This window comes from Bacillus siamensis KCTC 13613, from assembly GCF_000262045.1.
In the GTDB taxonomy this organism is placed as follows: domain Bacteria; phylum Bacillota; class Bacilli; order Bacillales; family Bacillaceae; genus Bacillus; species Bacillus siamensis.
This window is the reverse complement of sequence record NZ_AJVF01000039.1, coordinates 160184-179244: the sequence shown is the minus strand read 5'-3', so window position 1 is coordinate 179244 and position 19061 is coordinate 160184. Positions and strand designations below refer to the sequence as shown.

General features: G+C 46.2%; 14 protein-coding genes. 3 read left to right on the top strand and 11 right to left on the bottom strand.

Annotation, left to right across the window (positions count from 1 at the left end; translation table 11 throughout):
• Nucleotides 1-6 precede the first annotated feature (6 nt).
• Complete coding sequence (locus Y79_RS0109515; RefSeq protein ID WP_016937459.1) at nt 7-315, bottom strand: hypothetical protein; 309 nt, start codon at nt 313-315, stop codon at nt 7-9.
• 204 nt (nt 316-519) lie between these two features.
• Nucleotides 520-2571, bottom strand: coding sequence for a catalase (locus Y79_RS0109510; RefSeq protein ID WP_016937458.1), 2052 nt, complete (start codon nt 2569-2571; stop codon nt 520-522).
• Nucleotides 2572-2771: 200 nt separating this feature from the next.
• Between Y79_RS0109510 and citH the strand changes: the two genes are divergently transcribed.
• Nucleotides 2772-4052, top strand: coding sequence for a citrate transporter CitH (gene citH / locus Y79_RS0109505; protein ID WP_016937457.1), 1281 nt, complete (start codon nt 2772-2774; stop codon nt 4050-4052).
• Nucleotides 4053-4093: 41 nt separating this feature from the next.
• Here citH and bglS read toward each other — a convergent pair whose 3' ends face one another.
• Both bglS and licT read right to left on the bottom strand, forming a co-directional pair.
• Nucleotides 4094-4825, bottom strand: a complete 732-nt coding sequence (bglS, locus tag Y79_RS0109500) for a beta-glucanase (protein WP_016937456.1) — start codon at nt 4823-4825, stop codon at nt 4094-4096.
• 194 nt (nt 4826-5019) lie between these two features.
• Entirely contained in the window at nt 5020-5853 is an 834-nt protein-coding gene (gene licT / locus Y79_RS0109495) for a BglG family transcription antiterminator LicT (RefSeq protein ID WP_016937455.1), read from the bottom strand.
• A 171-nt stretch (nt 5854-6024) separates the two neighbouring features.
• Here licT and Y79_RS0109490 point away from each other — a divergent pair, with 171 nt between their 5' ends.
• Nucleotides 6025-7311 carry an MFS transporter gene (locus tag Y79_RS0109490; protein ID WP_155816734.1) on the top strand — a complete coding sequence of 429 codons (1287 nt, stop codon included), beginning with the start codon at nt 6025-6027 and terminating at the stop codon, nt 7309-7311.
• A gap of 18 nt (nt 7312-7329) precedes the next feature.
• Here Y79_RS0109490 and Y79_RS0109485 read toward each other — a convergent pair whose 3' ends face one another.
• From Y79_RS0109485 to Y79_RS0109460, 6 genes are all read right to left on the bottom strand, one after another.
• Nucleotides 7330-8769, bottom strand: a complete 1440-nt coding sequence (locus Y79_RS0109485) for a DEAD/DEAH box helicase (RefSeq protein WP_016937453.1) — start codon at nt 8767-8769, stop codon at nt 7330-7332.
• A gap of 243 nt (nt 8770-9012) precedes the next feature.
• A complete protein-coding gene (locus tag Y79_RS0109480) occupies nt 9013-10077 on the bottom strand; it encodes a polysaccharide lyase family 1 protein (protein WP_016937452.1) in 1065 nt (354 codons plus the stop codon).
• A gap of 140 nt (nt 10078-10217) precedes the next feature.
• A complete protein-coding gene (locus Y79_RS0109475; RefSeq protein WP_016937451.1) occupies nt 10218-11129 on the bottom strand; it encodes a DMT family transporter in 912 nt (303 codons plus the stop codon).
• A 147-nt stretch (nt 11130-11276) separates the two neighbouring features.
• The gene (locus Y79_RS0109470) at nt 11277-11723 is read right to left on the bottom strand and encodes a universal stress protein (RefSeq protein WP_016937450.1); all 447 of its coding nucleotides are present in this window, start codon (nt 11721-11723) and stop codon (nt 11277-11279) included.
• An 81-nt stretch (nt 11724-11804) separates the two neighbouring features.
• On the bottom strand, nt 11805-13202 hold the full coding sequence (locus Y79_RS0109465; protein WP_016937449.1) for an aryl-phospho-beta-d-glucosidase: 1398 nt from the start codon (nt 13200-13202) through the stop codon (nt 11805-11807).
• 18 nt (nt 13203-13220) lie between these two features.
• Nucleotides 13221-15056 (bottom strand): beta-glucoside-specific PTS transporter subunit IIABC, encoded by a 1836-nt coding sequence (locus Y79_RS0109460; RefSeq protein WP_016937448.1) that lies wholly within the window; start codon nt 15054-15056, stop codon nt 13221-13223.
• A 441-nt stretch (nt 15057-15497) separates the two neighbouring features.
• Here Y79_RS0109460 and Y79_RS0109450 point away from each other — a divergent pair, with 441 nt between their 5' ends.
• Nucleotides 15498-18629 (top strand): DUF3427 domain-containing protein, encoded by a 3132-nt coding sequence (locus Y79_RS0109450; protein ID WP_016937446.1) that lies wholly within the window; start codon nt 15498-15500, stop codon nt 18627-18629.
• Here the strand turns inward: Y79_RS0109450 and Y79_RS0109445 are convergent.
• Nucleotides 18618-19007: a (deoxy)nucleoside triphosphate pyrophosphohydrolase gene (locus tag Y79_RS0109445; RefSeq protein WP_016937445.1), complete on the bottom strand. Its 390-nt coding sequence runs from the start codon at nt 19005-19007 to the stop codon at nt 18618-18620. The two genes, Y79_RS0109450 and Y79_RS0109445, sit on opposite strands and share 12 nt — an antisense overlap.
• Between the last annotated feature and the right edge of the window lie 54 nt (nt 19008-19061).

Here is a 19061-nt window from a genome sequence, read left to right as displayed (position 1 = left end):
CCTCTTTTACCGTGAAGGTCTTTGCGCAATGGCTTCATAAACAGCTTCCGCCAGATCGGAGTTGCCGAACATCTCCAAAACGCCGATGACGGTTTGATCAGGAATCGGTTCTGATTCCTCCTTCGGCACGACAAGCTCTTCAGCCGTTTTTCGCAGCTCTTCGTTTAAAGGCTGTCCGGGATAGGCCCTGCTGTAAATCGCCATCGGATCAAGGTCATGATTGACACACCATTGGGCAAACACCAAAATCATCATGTTTTCGTCACGCCGGTAATATTCTTCGAGTTGTTTTTCGGTAAACGGCTTCACTATCATTCGCTCCTCCAGAAAATCTATCCCTAAGATACACAAACACAGAGCGGAAGTAAACCAAAGAGGGTGAAACATATTATTTCACAGCGGAAGGTGCGGATTGCACGGAAGCGATTTTCGTTTTCTTCCCATATTAATGCTTCGTTCCGATCGTTCACTTTCACAAGAAAAAAAGCGCCCCTCTCATAAAAAGGCGCTTTTTCATTCTTATATTTTCCTGTCCCAATGCCGATGCGCTGCCACGGCTTTCAGAAATTGTTCGCAGTTTCCGTCCGGAACAAGGCCGGGGCCGTTTTCGGTTCCGGCGGCGAGGGCGAGAAGTTCTTTTCCTTCACCGGAGGCGCCGATCGCTTTGTAATGGCTGAAGGCTTCACTGACGAAATCTTTAGCCGATTTTTTGGCTTTGAGGCTGTCAGTGCTTTGTTGTCCGCCCGGAATGAAAACAGCGTCATACAGGACGGAATCCGCTGTCAAGAAAGTGGCTGACGCTTCGAGCTCCGTGCCGTTTTCTCCCTTGATCGTTCCAAGCACAGGACTGATGATATCGGCTCTGACTCCCGCCTGTTTGCATGCGTCAAGCACTTGTTTGACTTCCTCATCGGCAAACCCGTGATCGGCTAAAACCGCGACCTGCCTTGTGGCTGCCGTCTTTACCGTATTTTCCTGGCTTAAGGCCGGAGAAGTGAAAGTTTCATCAGATTCACGGTCCTTTGGCGGCGGGTTCACGCCGATTCCTTTCGCAACGCGCTCGGCAAGATCAGCGTCGACGTGACTGAAGACATCAATCACCTGCTGCTGCACATCCTTGCTTTTCACTTTTCCTACCTCAAAACTGAACGCGGAGATGATATGTTCTTTCTCGGCGGGAGACATGCTGTTCCAGAACATCTTCGCCTGAGAAAAATAGTCATTGAAGCTCTCACTGCGCTGGCGGATTTTTCTGCCTTCTACTTTTTCCTGATAATGAACGTATCCGCCTTCTTCTTCTGAGGCCGGCGACGGATCATTGTTCTGCAGAGAGTTTTTATGATAGGCGACAGGGCCCTTATTAATCGTCATCCGGTGGTAGCCGTCGTATTGGTTGTTATGGAACGGGCAGACCGGCCGGTTGATCGGAATCTCGTGAAAATTCGGTCCGCCAAGACGGATGAGCTGTGTATCCGTATAAGAGAAAAGCCGTCCCTGCAGGAGCGGGTCATTGGTGAAATCAATACCCGGTACGACATTCCCCGGGTGGAATGCGACCTGCTCCGTTTCCGCAAAGACATTGTCCTGATTGCGGTCGAGGGTCATTTTTCCGATCAGCTTGACGGGAACCAGTTCCTCCGGCCACAGCTTCGTCGGATCAAGGATATCGAAGTCAAATTTAAATTCATCTTCTTCGTCAATCATCTGAACACCGAGCTCATACTCGACTTTGCCGCCGTTTTCAATGGTCTCCCACAGGTCGCGGCGATGGAAATCGGGATCTTTCCCGGCAATTTTCTGCGCCTCATCCCATACGAGAGAATGCACGCCGAGAACCGGCTTCCAGTGGAATTTCACGAAACGCGCTTTTCCTTTCTCGTTGACGAAACGGAATGTATGCACGCCGAAGCCCTCCATCATTCGGTAGCTTCGCGGGATGCCGCGGTCAGACATCGTCCACATGACCATGTGCGCGGATTCAGGATTGTTGGCGACAAAATCCCAGAACGTGTCATGAGCCGTCGCTGCCTGCGGCATTTCATTGTGCGGTTCCGGTTTAAAGGCATGGACGAGATCCGGGAACTTGATCGCGTCCTGAATGAAGAATACCGGAATATTGTTGCCGACGAGATCGTAATTCCCTTCTTCGGTATAAAACTTAGTCGCGAATCCTCTGGCGTCACGGACTGTGTCGCCTGACCCTTTGGAGCCCGCCACTGTTGAGAAACGGACGAAGACAGGCGTTTTGACAGACGGATCCTGTAAAAATTTCGCCCGTGTATATTCCGTCATCGGTTCGTACACCTGAAAATGCCCATGAACGCCGTACCCGCGGGCATGAACGACCCGCTCCGGAATCCGCTCGTGGTCAAAATGCGTCATTTTTTCACGAAAATGAAAATCCTCCATCAGCGTAGGGCCGCGGACACCCGCTTTTAAAGAATGCTCATCCTCAGACACACGAAGTCCCTGATTGGTCGTCATTTTCTTCCCGCTGTTATCGGACCTGTACTGCTCAAGCTGCTCGTCTTTTGAGTGCTCATTTACTCGTTTGTTTTGATCATCACTCATGTCAGTTCCCCCTTTTTAAAACGAAACATTCTACAGCACATTTACCCGCGGTGTTCCCTATATAAACTGCTGATCGGCTCAATAGGATTTTAGGTCTATATCTAAATATGCGGTCATACACATTTGAAATAAGCCTTCGTGACAGAAAGAAATCATGGAAGCGCTTTCCAAAACATCCGTTGAAAAAGGGAGGTCCTATCGTGCTTGCCATACTCGGTTTTGTGATGATCATTGTTTTTATGTACCTTATTATGTCTAACCGGCTTTCCGCTCTTATTGCCTTGATTGTCGTTCCTGTTGTGTTTGCCCTGATCAGCGGATTTGGCAAAGATCTCGGCGGGATGATGATTCAGGGCGTGACAGACCTCGCTCCTACCGGTATCATGCTGTTATTCGCCATCCTATATTTCGGCATTATGATTGACTCAGGTCTGTTTGACCCTCTCATAGCCAAAATCTTATCATTTGTCAAAGGAGATCCGTTAAAGATCGCCGTCGGCACAGCGGTCCTGACGATGACCATTTCGCTCGATGGAGATGGGACAACGACCTATATGATTACGATTGCGGCGATGCTGCCTCTTTATAAACGGCTCGGCATGAACCGTTTGGTGTTAGCGGGGATTGCGATGCTCGGTTCAGGGGTCATGAATATTATTCCGTGGGGCGGGCCGACGGCGAGGGTTTTGGCTTCCTTGAAATTGGACACGTCAGAGGTCTTCACTCCGCTGATTCCCGCCATGATTGCCGGCATTCTTTGGGTGATCGCCGTTGCTTATCTCCTCGGAAAGAAAGAACGGAAGCGGCTCGGCGTCATTTCGCTTGATCACGCGCCGTCCTCCGATCCGGATGCGACGCCGCTCAAGCGTCCCGCTCTCCAATGGTTTAACCTGCTGCTGACTGTCGCTCTGATGGCCGCTCTGATCACCAGCCTGCTCCCGCTCCCTGTTCTTTTCATGACCGCGTTCGCCATCGCCTTGATGGTTAACTATCCAAATGTCAAAGAGCAGCAGAAGCGGATCTCGGCGCATGCGGGGAACGCGTTAAACGTTGTGTCCATGGTATTTGCGGCAGGCATATTCACAGGCATTCTCTCCGGTACAAAAATGGTGGATGCGATGGCGCATTCTCTCGTTTCACTCATTCCTGATGCCATGGGCCCGCACCTGCCGCTGATCACTGCGATTGCCAGCATGCCGTTCACCTTTTTCATGTCAAATGACGCCTTTTATTTCGGTGTCCTTCCCATCATTGCCGAAGCCGCTTCCGCTTACGGAATAGACGCCGCTGAAATCGGAAGGGCCTCCTTGCTCGGCCAGCCGGTGCATCTGCTCAGCCCGCTTGTGCCTTCCACCTATCTATTGGTCGGAATGGCGGGCGTCAGCTTTGGCGACCATCAAAAATTCACCATTAAATGGGCCGTGGGGACAACGATTGTCATGACAATTGCGGCGCTTTTGATTGGGATTATTTCGTTTTAATCAGAAAAGGATTTCCGTAAGCGGAAATCCTTTTCTATACATTATTTTTTTGTATAACGCACCCAGTCGTAATGTGCGTATAGCGGATTTACGCCATTGTAGGAACCGAGCCAGTCATCAACACCCGTACCATTCCACAAATTCATCATGATTTTCCCCGGCGCTGACGGAATTTGGGTGGTCGCAGTATGTTTTAATTGCCCATCGACATACCATTTAATAGAGTTTGGCTGCCAATCGAACGCATACGTATGATAGGCATTGGCTGCATCAAATCCGAGATCCGCCAGCTTCTCATGGTTTCCCGCGCCATTTGTATAATAGTTAAATTGAACCTTTGTTGTGTCTTTTCCTAAAAACTCGATATCAATCTCATCCCAAGGAGTCCCATCCGTTGGACCTGTATAAGTAAAGAACGATGAAACAATCCCTGTGTTTTTAGCCGGTTTCATTCTGACTTCATAAAGTCCATAGCCATATGTTTGAGCCGAACGGTTTTCCCCGCAGTCAAACTTATTATAAGACGGACTTGTCAGCGCCAAACGCATTTCACCTGATGACGTCACGGATACGTTATTTGCACGCCAAGTGCAGTTAAACATATCTCCATTCGAGTAACCATTTGCTTTTTGCCATAATCCGGAGTTATAGCTGTTAAAAGGTTCAAAAAACGATCCGCCTGTTTGAGCCGAAGCACTAGAAGTGACCGCACACAAACTCAAAAACAATCCAGTGACAAGAAGCAGCAGCACCCGTTTCATACGATAAGGCATGTCGGCATTCCCCTCCCTTTATTCGAAAGCGTTTTCTCTTCTGATCATACATCATTCTTTTAAAGGGAACATCGGTCAGAATAATGATAATAATCAATCTTAAAAAACCTAAATTACATTAGCACAGTAAGAGATAATCCGCACTCATTGTAATTTAGGCTCATATGTAAAATGAATAAATGATAACGCTCTCATTATGCTTGTTTGACTACCCTTTCTATATGAATCGTTAAATACAGCAGCTCGTCACTGGTGAGCTTGTGCTCATACTCTCTCTCAATGCAGGTTTGGATTTTCTTCGTGCATTCATACGCCCGGTGGTATTTTTCTTTCACTGTCTCCAGCAAAAAATCGTCCCGGCTTTCCATGTGCGTGCCGTTAAAAAGACGCTGTGCGAAAAATTTTAAATGCGTGACAAACCGATAATAGTGAAGCGATTCTTCATTGAATTCAATCTTAAAATGGTATTTTACGATACTCAAAATTTCTTGCATGACTTTTGTAATGCTGATGATATTGGGCATCTCCTCATTCAGCTCGGCATTTACAATATGCAGCGCAATAAAGCCTGCTTCATCCTCCGGCAGAGACACGCCAGTCTTGTTTTTTACCATGATCAGCGATTCTTTTCCGATTGCAAATTCGTCTTTGTAGAGCCTTTTTGTTTCCCACAGCAAGGCATTTTTGATATCCAGCCCTTTCTTATTGCGCTGGATGGCAAAGTTAATATGGTCGGTCAGCGACACATAAATGCTGTCGTTGAGCTTTTTGCCGAGCCGTAATTTCGCATAGCTGATAATCTCTTCGGATACTTCCATACACTCGATCGGGATATCATACAAAAGGGTTTTGAACTTTTCGGATACATCTCTGTTATCGAGCGTGAACACTTTCTCAATGCGGGCTTCATCTACAGGGTCTCCCGTTTTCTTTTGAAAAGCAATGCCCCGGCCCATGATGACCAATTCCTGATTGCCTTCTTTGAGCACACTGACGACATTATTATTAATGACTTTCGCAATCTTCAATTCCGTCTCCCTCCCGCCTGACCATTTACCTGCTACACCTTGATTGTACATCCTTTTTGTACTAGGTCAATATCTCCAGGTCAATCAGAAAACAGGATGCAGAAAACATTGTCCAACGATGCAGATGAGGCGCATATAATGCAGAGAACCGGTTTTTGAGAAGGAGCGTGTGTGATGAAACGGTTTTCGAAAGAAGAAAGCAGCTGGATGCTGTATGATTGGGCCAATTCAGCTTATTCGGTCATTATTATGACGGCGGTATTTCCCCTGTTTTTTAAAGCGGCCGCGGCGGAAAACGGCGTCAGCGCGGCGGATTCCACCGCTTATTTAGGGTATACGATTGCCGCCGCGACTTTTATTTTGGCGATGCTCAGCCCCGTCTTAGGAACGATTGCCGACTACAAAGGATGCAAGAAACGGTTTTTTGCCTTCTTTTTTCTGATTGGTGTGGCGGGCACCGCCGCGCTGGCTTTGATTCCCGGCGAATCTTGGATGCTGTTATTAATTTGTTATACGATTTCCACGATCGGCTTTGCCGGGTCTAATGTGTTTTATGATGCGTTTCTCGTTGATGTGGCCGCAAAGGAGCGGATGAATATGGTGTCGGCCAGGGGGTTTGGGCTGGGCTATATCGGCAGCACGATCCCTTTTCTCCTCAGCATTGCCGTCATTCTGTCAGCACAAGCGGGGGTGATTCCGCTGTCAGCCCAGACTGCGGGCCGCATTGCCTTTTTGATTACGGCTGCTTGGTGGGGACTGTTTTCGATCCCGCTCCTTCGCCGCGTCCGCCAGCGCTATTATATCGAGAGAGAGCCGCGGCTTGTCGTCAGCAGTTTTAAACGGCTGGCCGGCACGCTGAAGCAGATCAGGAAGTACCGGGCGCTGTTTTTGTTTCTGCTCGCCTATTTCTTCTACATTGACGGGGTCGGCACCATCATTACGATGTCGACCTCATACGGGGCAGACCTCGGCATCAGCGCGGCAAATCTGCTGATTATTTTATTTGTCACACAGGTTATCGCCGCGCCTTTTTCGATTTTGTACGGGCGGCTGGCCGAACGGTTTAAGGGAAAAACGATGCTTTATGCCGGGATCGGCGTGTATATGATTGTCTGCACGTATGCTTATTTTATGGATTCCGCTTTTGATTTCTGGGTTTTGGCTATGCTTGTCGCCACTTCCCAAGGCGGTATTCAGGCGCTGAGCCGCTCTTACTTTGCCAAGCTTGTCCCCAAACAGCACGCCAATGAGTTTTTCGGCTTTTACAATATCTTCGGCAAGTTCGCTTCGATTATCGGCCCGCTTTTGATTGCCGTGACCGCCCAGCTGACCGGGAATTCGTCAGCCGCCGTGTTCAGCCTGATTTTATTATTTGTGATCGGGATCGCCATCCTTGCATTTGTGCCTGAGGAGAACAATGCCGATATCAGCCAGCAGCAAAATGACCTGCCCCTTTAACTGGGAGCAGGTCATTCATCATTTATTCGCTTTATTCACCTTCAGCTTTTTCCCTTTGACGGTTGTGTTCTTCATCACTTTAAGAACTTGAGGGCCTTTTCCGTTTAAAATCTCCACGTAAGAGGCGTTGTCCATGATTGTGATAATGCCGATGTCATCAGCTGTCACACCGTCGATTTTGGCGATCGTTCCTACAAAATCAACGGCTCTGATTTTCTTTTTCTTCCCGCCGTTAAAATACAGCTTCATGATGTCTTTGTTTAACTGTTCGCTTCTGTCTGTTTTGACGTCTGGGCGGGCGTTCAATTTTTCCGCAAAAGCCGCTTTCCGTTCTGCTGTTTCTTTTTCTGACGGTGCTTCCCGCTTTTGGATGCGGAAACCGATATATGTCTCAATGTCATTCAGAAACCGCGATTCAAACGGCGTCACAAACGTGATGGCCCGGCCGCGGTGTCCGGCGCGCCCCGTTCGGCCGGTGCGGTGCACATAGCTTTCTTTTTCTAGCGGAATATCATAATTGATGACGAGGCTGATGTTTTCAATATCAATTCCTCTGGCGGCAACATCGGTCGCAACGAGATAGCGGAACTCGCCGCGCTTGAACTCATTCATGACGTCAAAGCGGTCTTCCTGCACCATGCCGCCGTGAATTTTATCGCAAGGATAGCCCAGCCTGTCCAGCTCATCGGTTAACTGGATGACTCTTTCTTTAGTCCGGCAGAATATGATGCAGCTGTCCGGATTTTCGGTGATCAGGACATCACGCAGCAATGATGATTTGTCCTCTTCTGCTGTTCCGGTGACAAAATGCTCAATATCTTTTGTCGTCAGGCCTTCCGCTTTTACTTCAATCAATTCAGGGTCTTTCATATATGTGCGGCTCAGCTTCTCGACGTCGTCCGGCAGCGTCGCTGAAAAGAGCATGGTGACTCTGTTTTTCGGCAGATGCTGAATGATGGCTTCCACCTGTTCAATAAATCCCATATTCAGCATTTCGTCCGCTTCGTCAATCACCACATACGCCAGCCGTTCAAGCGGCAGCGTCCCTTTTTCTATATGATCAAGCACTCGTCCCGGCGTTCCGGCAACAACGTGGCTTTTTTGCTTCAGTTCGGTTTTCTGTTTATCAAAAGAAGCTTTTCCGAAAACCGCCGTGGCTTTTATCCGTTTAAAACGGCCGATATTTGTGATATCTTCTTTAATCTGCGCCGCAAGCTCGCGGGTCGGCGTTAAAATCAGGGCCTGCGGTTTGTTTTCCTCCCACTCCGCAAGCTCGCAGATCGGAATGCCGAAGGCCGCTGTTTTGCCGCTCCCCGTCTGCGATTTGACGACGAGATCTTTTTTTTGCAGCGCGGCGGGGATGACGCGCCGTTGCACTTCAGTCGGCTCGGTGTATTGCAATCCTTTCAGCGCCCGTTGGATATCGGGGCTGATCGCGTATTCATTAAACTCATTCATGACTAAACTCCTTCTCTGTCAGGCTCCCCTCATTATACGCGAAACGCCGCCGCTTTACCCTGACGTTTTGCCGGAACATTCGGGGACTGCTTTTTCACTTGTTCTTTTTTTAAATTTTACAGATACCCCACTTGTAATACAAATCCATAATACAAGTAGACATTAAAGGTTATTTTAGGGAGTACAGGAACTTCTAACCTTTGACTCATATAAAAAAACCGCCTGCTAGGGCGGTTTTTCGTATTATGGATAGCGGAGATTTGTATTTTGTGCTCCCGCGTAGGATTGGGCGAAGTTTTTGGCATCCTGCGCTGAAAGCGTGCCGTAGCTGTAATTGGATCTCGGATTCCAGCCGGTGCGCGGTGATTTCGGGGCTATGAGCGACGGGAATGAACCGATGTCGGTAAATTGGGCCGTCCCGTAGTCGTCTATCATTCCGCCTTTTTCATTTCCGTTGCCGAAGTAGTTGGCTTCTGAGAAGACAGTCGCGTTTGTATGAATGGTGAACCCTAAATTGAAATTGGTTACATAGTTGTTTTTCGCGTGAAAATAGCCGTATCTCATCAGGCCCGGTGAACGGACATAGACGTTATTAAAATAGTTGTTGGTGATCGTCATGTGCGGATAGCCGATATAATTGCGTCCTTCGTTATCATCATTCGGATAACCGAGAATCAGGCCGTACAGATGATCGGAGAATTTAGAATTAGACAGCGTCACAAAATCAGCTTTGGCGCCGACATACAGAAGCTTTCCCAAATCGCTGTGGCTGTTCGGATTGTAGCTGTGCCCTTCAAACCACACGTGGTCAATCCAGTAATTCTGTCCGTTCGCTATGTACATCGGAATGTCGTTGTTGCCCGTAATGGCTGCACTATGGCTGATAATGAGGTTTTTGAAAATCACATTGTTTGAGCCGGAGCCTGTTGTCAGATAGATGTTGATCAGCCTGTGGCTGGTATACGAGCCGACGATGGTTTTATTGGCGCCGACTGTCACAACGGCTTTACCCGGGGAGTAAATATCACTTGTGATGACAATGGTTTTGCGGTCTGTCCCGCCCGCATTGTTTTTCAAATCATTGAGATTGCTGACGTAGACGACGGGGCCGCCCTGGCCTCCCGATACGGCGGGTTTTGCTTTTCCGTTATGATCCTTCGCATTTCCCGCAAACCCGGTAAGTCCCTGCATCACATCCGGATACGCCGCTGCCGCTTCTGCCTGCTTGGATGCGGAACATACGATGGCCAGACAAAGCGCAAAGCCGAGTGCAGCCAAGAAAGCGAGATGACGCGTCTTCTTTTTCATGCCCTTCACTCCTTTAATCTCTTAAATTGTAAACACATGAAGTATTATACAATTACTATCCTCTTTTTCCATGATCTGTTTGTCTGCTTTTTCGTTATGGCTGAAAAGCCCCAAAATAAAAAAGCAGCCGGTACGGCCGCCTATATTCGGGTGCTGTCTGCCTGAGCCTCCGCAGGCACGGCTTTATGCTTTCGAATCAAGGACAGCGCCATTCCCGCAAAAATCAACACAATCCCCAAAGATTGATAAAGGTCGGGGCGAAATCCCGTAAATACGGTGTCAAGCACAATCGCCACTGCCGGATCAAGAAATACGATGATTGAAATAAACCGGGTGGATAAAAACCGCAAGCTGTCAAAAAAGAGCAAATACACAATCCCCGTATGGATGATACCGGTCGATACAATCATGATCCAGTTCACCTGCGACAAATCAGAAAAAGCGCCGAAACGGACGAACGGGAGAAGAATGATGACGCCCAATCCGGTCTGCAAACAGGTGACGGCATATGGGCTGAGGCTGTTAATACCTTTCCCGGCCAGTGTCGTAAAGGCGTAAAAAAGGGCGGCCAGCACGGCCCAAATAATACCCGATCCCATCAGCTGAGAAAATGATGTATTTCCGTTGATGCCGGAAATCAGAGCGGTGCCCAGAAAACAAATCACGATGGAACTGACGGACACAAGATGCAGTTTTTCCCGGTATATAAGGCTTCCTAGAAGAAGGACGAGAACCGGTGCCAAATGATAAACGGAAATCGCTATCGTCACTGATGTTTCCTCAAATGATTTAAATAAAAACACCCAGTTCAGCACGAGAAAAAATCCGCAGGCCAGTGTCTGCAGCACCTCACGCCGGTTCCATTGTTCGGTGCGGTACCGTCCGGAACCAAACCAGCAAACGCCCAGAAACAATGAGGCGCACAGACATCTCACAAAGACCAGTTCAATTGAAGGCACATTCGTATGTTCTGAGAAAAAGCCGATTGATCCGAAAATGACCATGGAAATGACCATTTTGATAACGGCATTTGATGTTTGTTTAGCTTGCATTGATTCGCGTCCCCCATATCATTGACTGTTTATTCAGACAAATACTAACAGCCATTTTACTTGATTCAGAGGAAGATTTCATCCTATTTTTCGAAGACGGCGGTTTTATCACATTAAAAAAAGCCCCGCATCAGCAGGGCCGTCTGTTTAATGAACGATCAGTACAGGGCAAGGAGACAATTGTGAGACTTTGTGGCTCACGCTTCCGAGCATCATTTCTTTAAATCCGCTGATTCCGCGGCTTCCGACGACAATCAGATTGAAATGCTGTTCTTTCGCTATGTTTAAAATTTGATGTGCAGGTTCGCCTTGAACGTACAGGCTTTCCGCGTTTACTCCGCTTTCCGCCGCTTTCTGCTTAGCGTCTTCCAGAATAGCTGCTCCTTTTTGCTCGACTTCATGTTTGATGTCTTCAATGAAGTTTTCCGGAACATAGACAATGCCGGTTAAGGCTGTTGTGGAGACAACGGCTTCACGTCCCGCATAGAGAATGGTGAGTTCCGCCTGCTGTTCTTTCGCCAGATGGATCGCTGCATCCAGAGCTTTGCTGCTCATGTCTGAACCGTCTACTGCTGCAAGAATTTTTTTAAACATATGAATCCCGCCTTTCTGCTTTTATTGTCCTCCTCTCTTTGCTGAATGTCAATCTTGCCGGCTTTCTCCTGAACATTATGTTTACAGACTTTCTCCGTTTGTGGCGATGACGTCTTTATACCAATAAAAGCTTTTCTTTTTCTTTCTTTCAAATGTGCCTTTTCCGTCATTGCCGCGGTCGACATAAATATAGCCGTAGCGTTTTTTCATTTCTGCTGTTGAGGCGCTGACGAGGTCAATCGGCCCCCACGACGTGTAGCCGATCAGGTCGACGCCGTCTTCAATCGCCTCTCTTGCTTCTATTAAATGATCACGCAGATAATCGATGCGGTATTCATCCTGAATGCTTCCGTCTTCCTCCGGCTCATCAACCGCGCCGAGGCCGTTTTCGACGATAAAGAGCGGTTTCTGATAACGGTCGTACAGCGTGTTTAAGGTGATGCGCAATCCCTTCGGATCAATCTGCCAGCCCCATTCGGAAGATTTCAGGTACGGGTTTTGCACGCCGCCGAGGAGATTTCCCTTAGCCTGCGCCAGGTCCTCAGGCGCCGTGCTGGCCGTCATCGACATGTAGTAGCTGAAGCCGATGTAATCCACCGTATGTTCTTTCAGGAGCGCCTCGTCCCCTTCCTTCATCTCGATCGTAATTCCGTTTTCTTTAAAGAAGCGCTTCATGTAGCCCGGGTAGCTGCCCCTCGCCTGCACATCAGAAAAGAACAGCGTGCTCCGCTCTTTTTGCATTGCCGCATCTACATCCTCCGGCTTTGGCGTCATCGGATATGTCGTCGTCGCGGCGATCATGCAGCCGATCTGTGAATCCGGGATGATCTCATGGCCGGCTTTTACCGCCAGCGCGCTCGCCACAAATTGGTGGTGGGCTGCTTGGTACATCGTGTTTTGTTTATTTTCGCCTTCCCGGAATATAAGACCGCCGCCTGTAAACGGAGCGTGGAGAACGACGTTGATTTCATTGAAGGTCATCCAATATTTCACTTTGTCTTTATAACGGGTGAAAACCGTGCGGGCGTACCGTTCATAGAAATCGACCGTTTGGCGGTTTCGCCAGCCGCCGTAGTTTTTTACCAGACCGAGCGGCATCTCATAGTGAGAAATCGTGACGACCGGTTCGATCTGATGTTTCCTCAATTCGTCAAAAAGACGATCGTAAAATTGCAGCCCTTCTTCGTTCGGTTCTGTTTCATCGCCGTTCGGAAAAATTCTCGTCCATGCAATGGAGATGCGGAACGCTTTAAAGCCCATCTCCGCAAACAGGGCGATATCCTCTTGATAGCGGTGATAAAAATCAATCGCGTCGTGATACAGATTCAGTGCATCGTCCGTCTCATGAAACGGAGACATAATGCCGTCCGGGGAGACATCCGCCGTAGAAAGTCCTTTGCCGCCTTCTTTATAAGCTCCTTCAATCTGATTGGCAGCCGTTGCGCCGCCCCATAAAAAACCTTCCGGAAATCTCTTCATGTTTTCTCCACCTCTTTTTCAGGATAACGCCAGCAGCGCTTCGTTCGGTTTGACCATTCCGCGTTTTTTCACGTCTGTAAATAAATATTGATCCGTATTCGTAATGATGACCGGCGTCATCATGTCAAAGCCGGCAGCCTTTATCTCTTCGATATCAAAAGTAATCAGCAGATCTCCCAGCGCGACGGCATCGCCTTCTTTGACGTGCATTTCAAAATGCCTGCCATCCAGCCGTACCGTATCAAGCCCGATATGAATGAGAATTTCGGCTCCCCGGGCACTCGTAATGCCGATGGCGTGCTTTGTTTTAAATACGGCTGTCACCCTGCCTTCTACGGGAGAAACCGCCGCGCCCTCTTCAGGCAGAATCGCAAAACCTTTTCCCATCATTCCACCGGAAAACACGCTGTCGTTCACTTCGCTTAATGCTTTCACTTCGCCTTTAATCGGGCTGTGAATGATTTCTCCGCCAGCCGTCACACCCGGCGTTTCAGATGCTTTGTCCCGTTCAGACTGTACATCTTCAAACCCGATCAGCAGTGCCGCCGCCATACCCGCCGCAAACGAGATAAAAAGCCCGATCAGCGCGTAAAGAAACGTCGGCCCGATAAAGACCGGAATGCTCGGCAGACCCGCGTTTCCGCCGACAATGTAGGAAGCGACGCCCGTTACACCGTAAAAAGCTCCGCCTGCCGCGCCGCCGATTAAAGCAGCCGCGAACGGTTTTTTCAATCTCATGTTGACGCCGTACATGGCAGGTTCGGTTATGCCCATCAAAGCCGTAATGCTCGTCGTAAACGCAAGTGACTTAAAGGTTTTGTTTTTTGATTTCAAGAAAACCGCAAATGACGCGCCGGCCTGCCCCATGTTCGCCAAAAACATCGCAGGCAGAATGTAATCACGTCCGTTTTGAGCGATGTTATTGATCATGATCGGCACAAGCGCATAATGCATCCCCGTCATAATGATGAGCGAAAATGTGCCGGCCAGCAGAATCATTGCGGCAATCCCCGCATGACTGAACAAATAATTGACGCCGACAGACAGATCATTTCCGAGAATCGCGCCGAGCGGGCCGACTGTGATCAGTGTGACAGGCACGACGATCACAAGCGTAAGCATCGGAACAGCAATCAATTTCAAAGAAGAAGGAGTGATTCGATCGATTCCCTTCTCCACATAGGACATCAGCCAGATCGCCAGCAAAATCGGAATGACTGTCGATGAATACGTGGCAGCGGTTACAGGAAGACCGATAAAGGAGATGCTTTTCCCAGACCCAAGCAAGGCCGTCAAATCCGGATGCAAAATCGCACCCGCCACAGCAGCCGCCACGTACGGATTACATCTGAATTTCCTCGCCGCGCTTACCGCAAGCAAAATCTGCAGAAAATAAAACGTACCGTCACCGACAGCCGTAAGAATGCTGTGAGTCTGGCTCTTCTCCGACATCCAGCCGAATGTCACCGCTAACGCGACAAGTCCTTTTATCATGCCCGCTCCGGCAATGGCCGGCAGAATCGGTGTAAACACGCCGGAAATCACATCAAACACGGCGCTCAGCACATTTTTCTTCTGCTTTGAAGTTTTGTTTGCGCTTTCATTGTTGAGCCCGCTGCTCTCCATTAAAGCCTGATACACCTTCGGCACATGATTGCCGATAATGATCTGAAATTGCTCGCCGCTGATATTTGTCCCCATCACGCCTTCCGTCTGTTCCAGCCCGTCCCGATCTGCTTTCGCATTATCATACAGATTAAAACGAAGCCGCGTCATGCAATGGACGACACTCTGAACATTCTCCTCCCCGCCGACAAGTTGTAATATCTCTTTTGATATTTTATGATAGTCCATGAGTCTACCTCCTTAAAAATGGGGGAACTGCCGGACGAAAGGTGGCCGCCTTTCTCCGGCTTTTTTGTTATGAAATCAGCATCACCTCCAAAAAAGGGTATAAAAAAAACCTAAACTGCACAGCACACGGAGGTCTTCCCCGGTCTGACGCAATTTAGGTTTTGCCTGCGGTTTGCAGTAACAATCCTAGGTGAATGATATTGGGTTGATATGTATACTTTAGCACTGGATTTATGGGGTGTCAACGCTTACATTTTAACGGATGTACCAATTAAATATAAAGTATTGATCCTCCTTTGCTATATAAGAATACTCCACCAAACTTACCTCAGCATTATTTTTATAAACGCTTAATAGGACTTTATTCTCTCCTTTTTCAGTATTACCTATTGGTAAAAGTAGTGATAAAATGGAATTATTGATATAAAAAAGGAGATTATGATGAGAAATCATAGAGGCTTCCATGAGGAAATTCAGCAACAGCAAAAACATTATCCAACACCACATCACATTCAACCAGTTAACCCAAAAGAATATACAGAGGTTTTGACTTTACATACAGCAAAACAACTCAGCGAGACATTTCAAGCACTTGTGGATCAAAATCAGTATGAACAAGCGATTCAACTGAGCGAGAAGATTTCATCTCAGCTGGGACAACATACGAATTTCTCATTACCGCTTTCCACAGTGCTCTACAGCTTAAATGAAATGGAACTTCCTGTTTCAGATGAATTTTCTCTGCATCGTCTGAAACTGCTAGGAAATCATCAAACTCATGATAACTTTTTCAAAGCATTAAAACACGAGATGTTAACGGCAGACCGTGTAGACTTTATGGTTAGTTTTACAAGGTGGTCTGGTGTTCAACTCCTGATTCCTCCGCTTCAGGAGCTTGCTAAAAGACACGTCCCTGTACGCATCATTACATCAACCTATATGGGTATTACAGAGCCAAAGGCATTAAGACATCTTCTTCAATTTGAGAATGTTCAGTTGAGAATTGTAAATGAATATAAAAAATCCTTCCATACGAAGGCATACTTATTTGAACGCTGTTCTGGACAGCATAGTGTCATTGTAGGGTCTTCAAACCTATCGCAAGCTGCCCTTACGACAGGGTATGAGTTAAATGTTAGACTACCCGAAACCAGATATCTCCCTGTTTATCAACAAACAAAAGATTTGTTTGACACGGTTTGGAATGAAAAGACACAGCCTGTTGACGAACAATTTTTACAAGCCTATGAGGAATTCCAAGCAGGAAGCCAAAAAGTAAGTGCTTCCTTTGTTGCTCAAAACTCTCTTTACAAAACGAAAATGTCCCCGAATGCTATGCAAAAAGAAGCATTACGAAACCTTAAAAAAACAAGAAACGAAGGGGAAACAAAAGCCGTCATCATCGCCGCCACTGGCACTGGAAAAACATTTTTAGCAGCATTTGATTTTGAGCAATTTAAACCAAATAAATATCTTTTTCTTGCCCACCGGGAAGAGTTACTTACAAAAGCAATCGAAACATTCCAGAAAGTCACAAATAATCATAAAGACTTTGGTTTATTGACTGGAACAAAAAAAGAAAGAGATAAGCGCTTTTTATTTAGCACTGTACAAACATTACACAAAAAAGAAACTTTGGAATCCTTTTCAACAGATGAATTTGACTACATTGTGATTGATGAATTCCATCATGCTGAAGCATCTACCTATCAAGCTGTATTAGACTACTTTACACCAAAGTTTTTATTAGGTTTAACTGCAACACCAGAGCGTCTTGACGGTAAAGATGTGCTTCAGATTTGTGATCATAATGTAGTTTATGAAATCAGGCTTCGCGACGCTCTAAAGGCAGAGCTACTTGCGCCATTTCACTATTTCGGAATTTCAGATCATACTGTAGATTACGAAAAAGTAAAAGTGAAAAATGGGCTGTACGAAGAGAAATCTCTAGTCAATCATTTAAAAACTCATAAACGAGTAGAATATATCATTAAGATGATCAACATGTATGGATTTCACGGCGAGAAAATGGTTGGCTTAGGATTCTGTACAAACGTCGAACACGCAATATACATGAGTGATGAATTTAACAAATTGGGATTTTATACAACTTACTTAACAGGAAATGATTCTCCTTCAAAAAGACAAGAGATCATTCGACAATTGGAGGACCCGCACCACAGTTTAGAACTTATATTTACAGTAGATATTTTCAACGAAGGAATAGATATTCCAAAACTCAATCTACTATTGTTCCTTAGACCAACAGAATCACCAACGATTTTTATTCAACAATTAGGACGGGGACTAAGAAAAACTGATGACAAAGAGTTTGTAACGATACTGGACTTTATCGGAAACTATCAAAAGTCATTCGTTATTCCACTCGCACTATCTGGACAAACAAGCCAAAAATCGTTTGATAAAGATTCCCTCCGAGTGGCCGTGACGCATGAGTTTGCAGATTTACCTGGAGGATCATATGTTGACCTTTCAGCTGTAACGAAGAAAGAAATTTTGAATAAGATCGATCATATTAAACTAAATTCAGATGCCATGCTGAAAACGTTATACAAGCAATTTAAACAAGAGCTAGGACGCTCTCCAGAGTTAATTGATTTTCTATACTCCGAACAGGCACCTGGGCTTACCTTTTTTATAAAGAAATACAAGTCATGGGTACAGACAAAAAAGAAAATGGACGATTTGAACGAATCAGATCAGCTCATTCTCAATCATTCAATGGTTGTAGAAATGGTAGCCAGATTAGAGCAGCAATTACCTATTAAATGGCCTTATGAATGGTTGATTTTGCATTGTGCCTTTCATGCTAATATCATTACGGTCGAAAAAGTAAAAGAGACATTAGAGCAACAATTTCATATCAAAATCACAACAAATACTCATGATAATCTTATTGAACGGGCAATGGAGCGTTTAGCAAAGCCCGTTCAGAAACAGAATTGGTCATTCGGCTCTTTTAAAGATCATACATTTGAGGTAGCCCCTGAAGTGAACCAAATCTTAGAAGATCCTATTTTTGGGGACTATCTCATGGAGCGTGTGCAATTCGGCCTTATGGAGTATCGTAGAATGAATAATATTGAAACCCTGACTTCAAAAGAGATAAAGCTTACAATGTATCAAACCTATACTAGAAATGAACTCATTTATCTTTTTCAGTCAACTGATCAGGAAGGGACTTGGCGAGAGGGTGTACGTAGAGTTAAAAATCACTATTTAATCTTTATCAATTTGAATAAGTCAGAAAAAGTAGAAGATCATTTGCTATATAAAGATTATTTTATTGATCCTAGCCATTTTCACTGGCAAAGTCAAAATCAAACCTCACATGCTTCAAGCGTAGGGCAAAACTTTATTCATCATAAGGAAAAAGGATACCATATTCATTTATTTGTGAGGAAATTCACTGAAATGCACAACATTACTTTACCATTTATTTATTTAGGAGAAGCAGATTACGTATCAAGCCACGGAGACAAGCCAATGAATGTCAAATGGAAGCTCCATCAGCCTGTCCCAGAAAACTTGTATGTGGATTTAACGAATTAAAGCAGAAACTGTCGGAAGATCAGCGGGTGCCCATTCTAGTGATTCAAGCTCATGGATAGGCACCCATCTGAATTCTGCGTGCTCTTTCGCTACCGGCTTCCCTGATACAATCTTCGCTTTTATTGATATTAAATTTACGATGACCTTCTCATATTCATGATGAATATCAGCTATCACATCGCCTGCAACAATTTTACAGTCCAGTTCCTCTTCAATTTCTCGCACAAGTGCTTCCTGTGCATTCTCCCCTTCTTCAAGCTTTCCACCAGGGAACTCCCATAGATTAGGAAGAGACATTTTTGGCGAACGTAGAGCACATAAAATTTCATTGTTTTCATTTTGTATAACTGCGGCGGCTACTTTTATTGTTTTTTTCAAAATTAAACTTCCTTTCGTTTTTCTTAGATATGTATTCATATTTTGAGTTTTCTA

What these genes read in the sequence shown, in the direction of transcription:
- Y79_RS0109515 (WP_016937459.1), bottom strand. Translation starts at nt 315, where the DNA reads ATGATAGTGAAGCCGTTTACCGAAAAACAACTCGAAGAATATTACCGG.
- Y79_RS0109510 (WP_016937458.1), bottom strand. Translation starts at nt 2,571, where the DNA reads ATGAGTGATGATCAAAACAAACGAGTAAATGAGCACTCAAAAGACGAG.
- bglS (WP_016937456.1), bottom strand. Translation starts at nt 4,825, where the DNA reads ATGCCTTATCGTATGAAACGGGTGCTGCTGCTTCTTGTCACTGGATTG.
- Y79_RS0109485 (WP_016937453.1), bottom strand. Translation starts at nt 8,769, where the DNA reads ATGAATGAGTTTAATGAATACGCGATCAGCCCCGATATCCAACGGGCG.
- Y79_RS0109480 (WP_016937452.1), bottom strand. Translation starts at nt 10,077, where the DNA reads ATGAAAAAGAAGACGCGTCATCTCGCTTTCTTGGCTGCACTCGGCTTT.
- Y79_RS0109475 (WP_016937451.1), bottom strand. Translation starts at nt 11,129, where the DNA reads ATGCAAGCTAAACAAACATCAAATGCCGTTATCAAAATGGTCATTTCC.
- Y79_RS0109470 (WP_016937450.1), bottom strand. Translation starts at nt 11,723, where the DNA reads ATGTTTAAAAAAATTCTTGCAGCAGTAGACGGTTCAGACATGAGCAGC.
- Y79_RS0109465 (WP_016937449.1), bottom strand. Translation starts at nt 13,202, where the DNA reads ATGAAGAGATTTCCGGAAGGTTTTTTATGGGGCGGCGCAACGGCTGCC.
- Y79_RS0109460 (WP_016937448.1), bottom strand. Translation starts at nt 15,056, where the DNA reads ATGGACTATCATAAAATATCAAAAGAGATATTACAACTTGTCGGCGGG.
- Y79_RS0109450 (WP_016937446.1), top strand. Translation starts at nt 15,498, where the DNA reads ATGAGAAATCATAGAGGCTTCCATGAGGAAATTCAGCAACAGCAAAAA.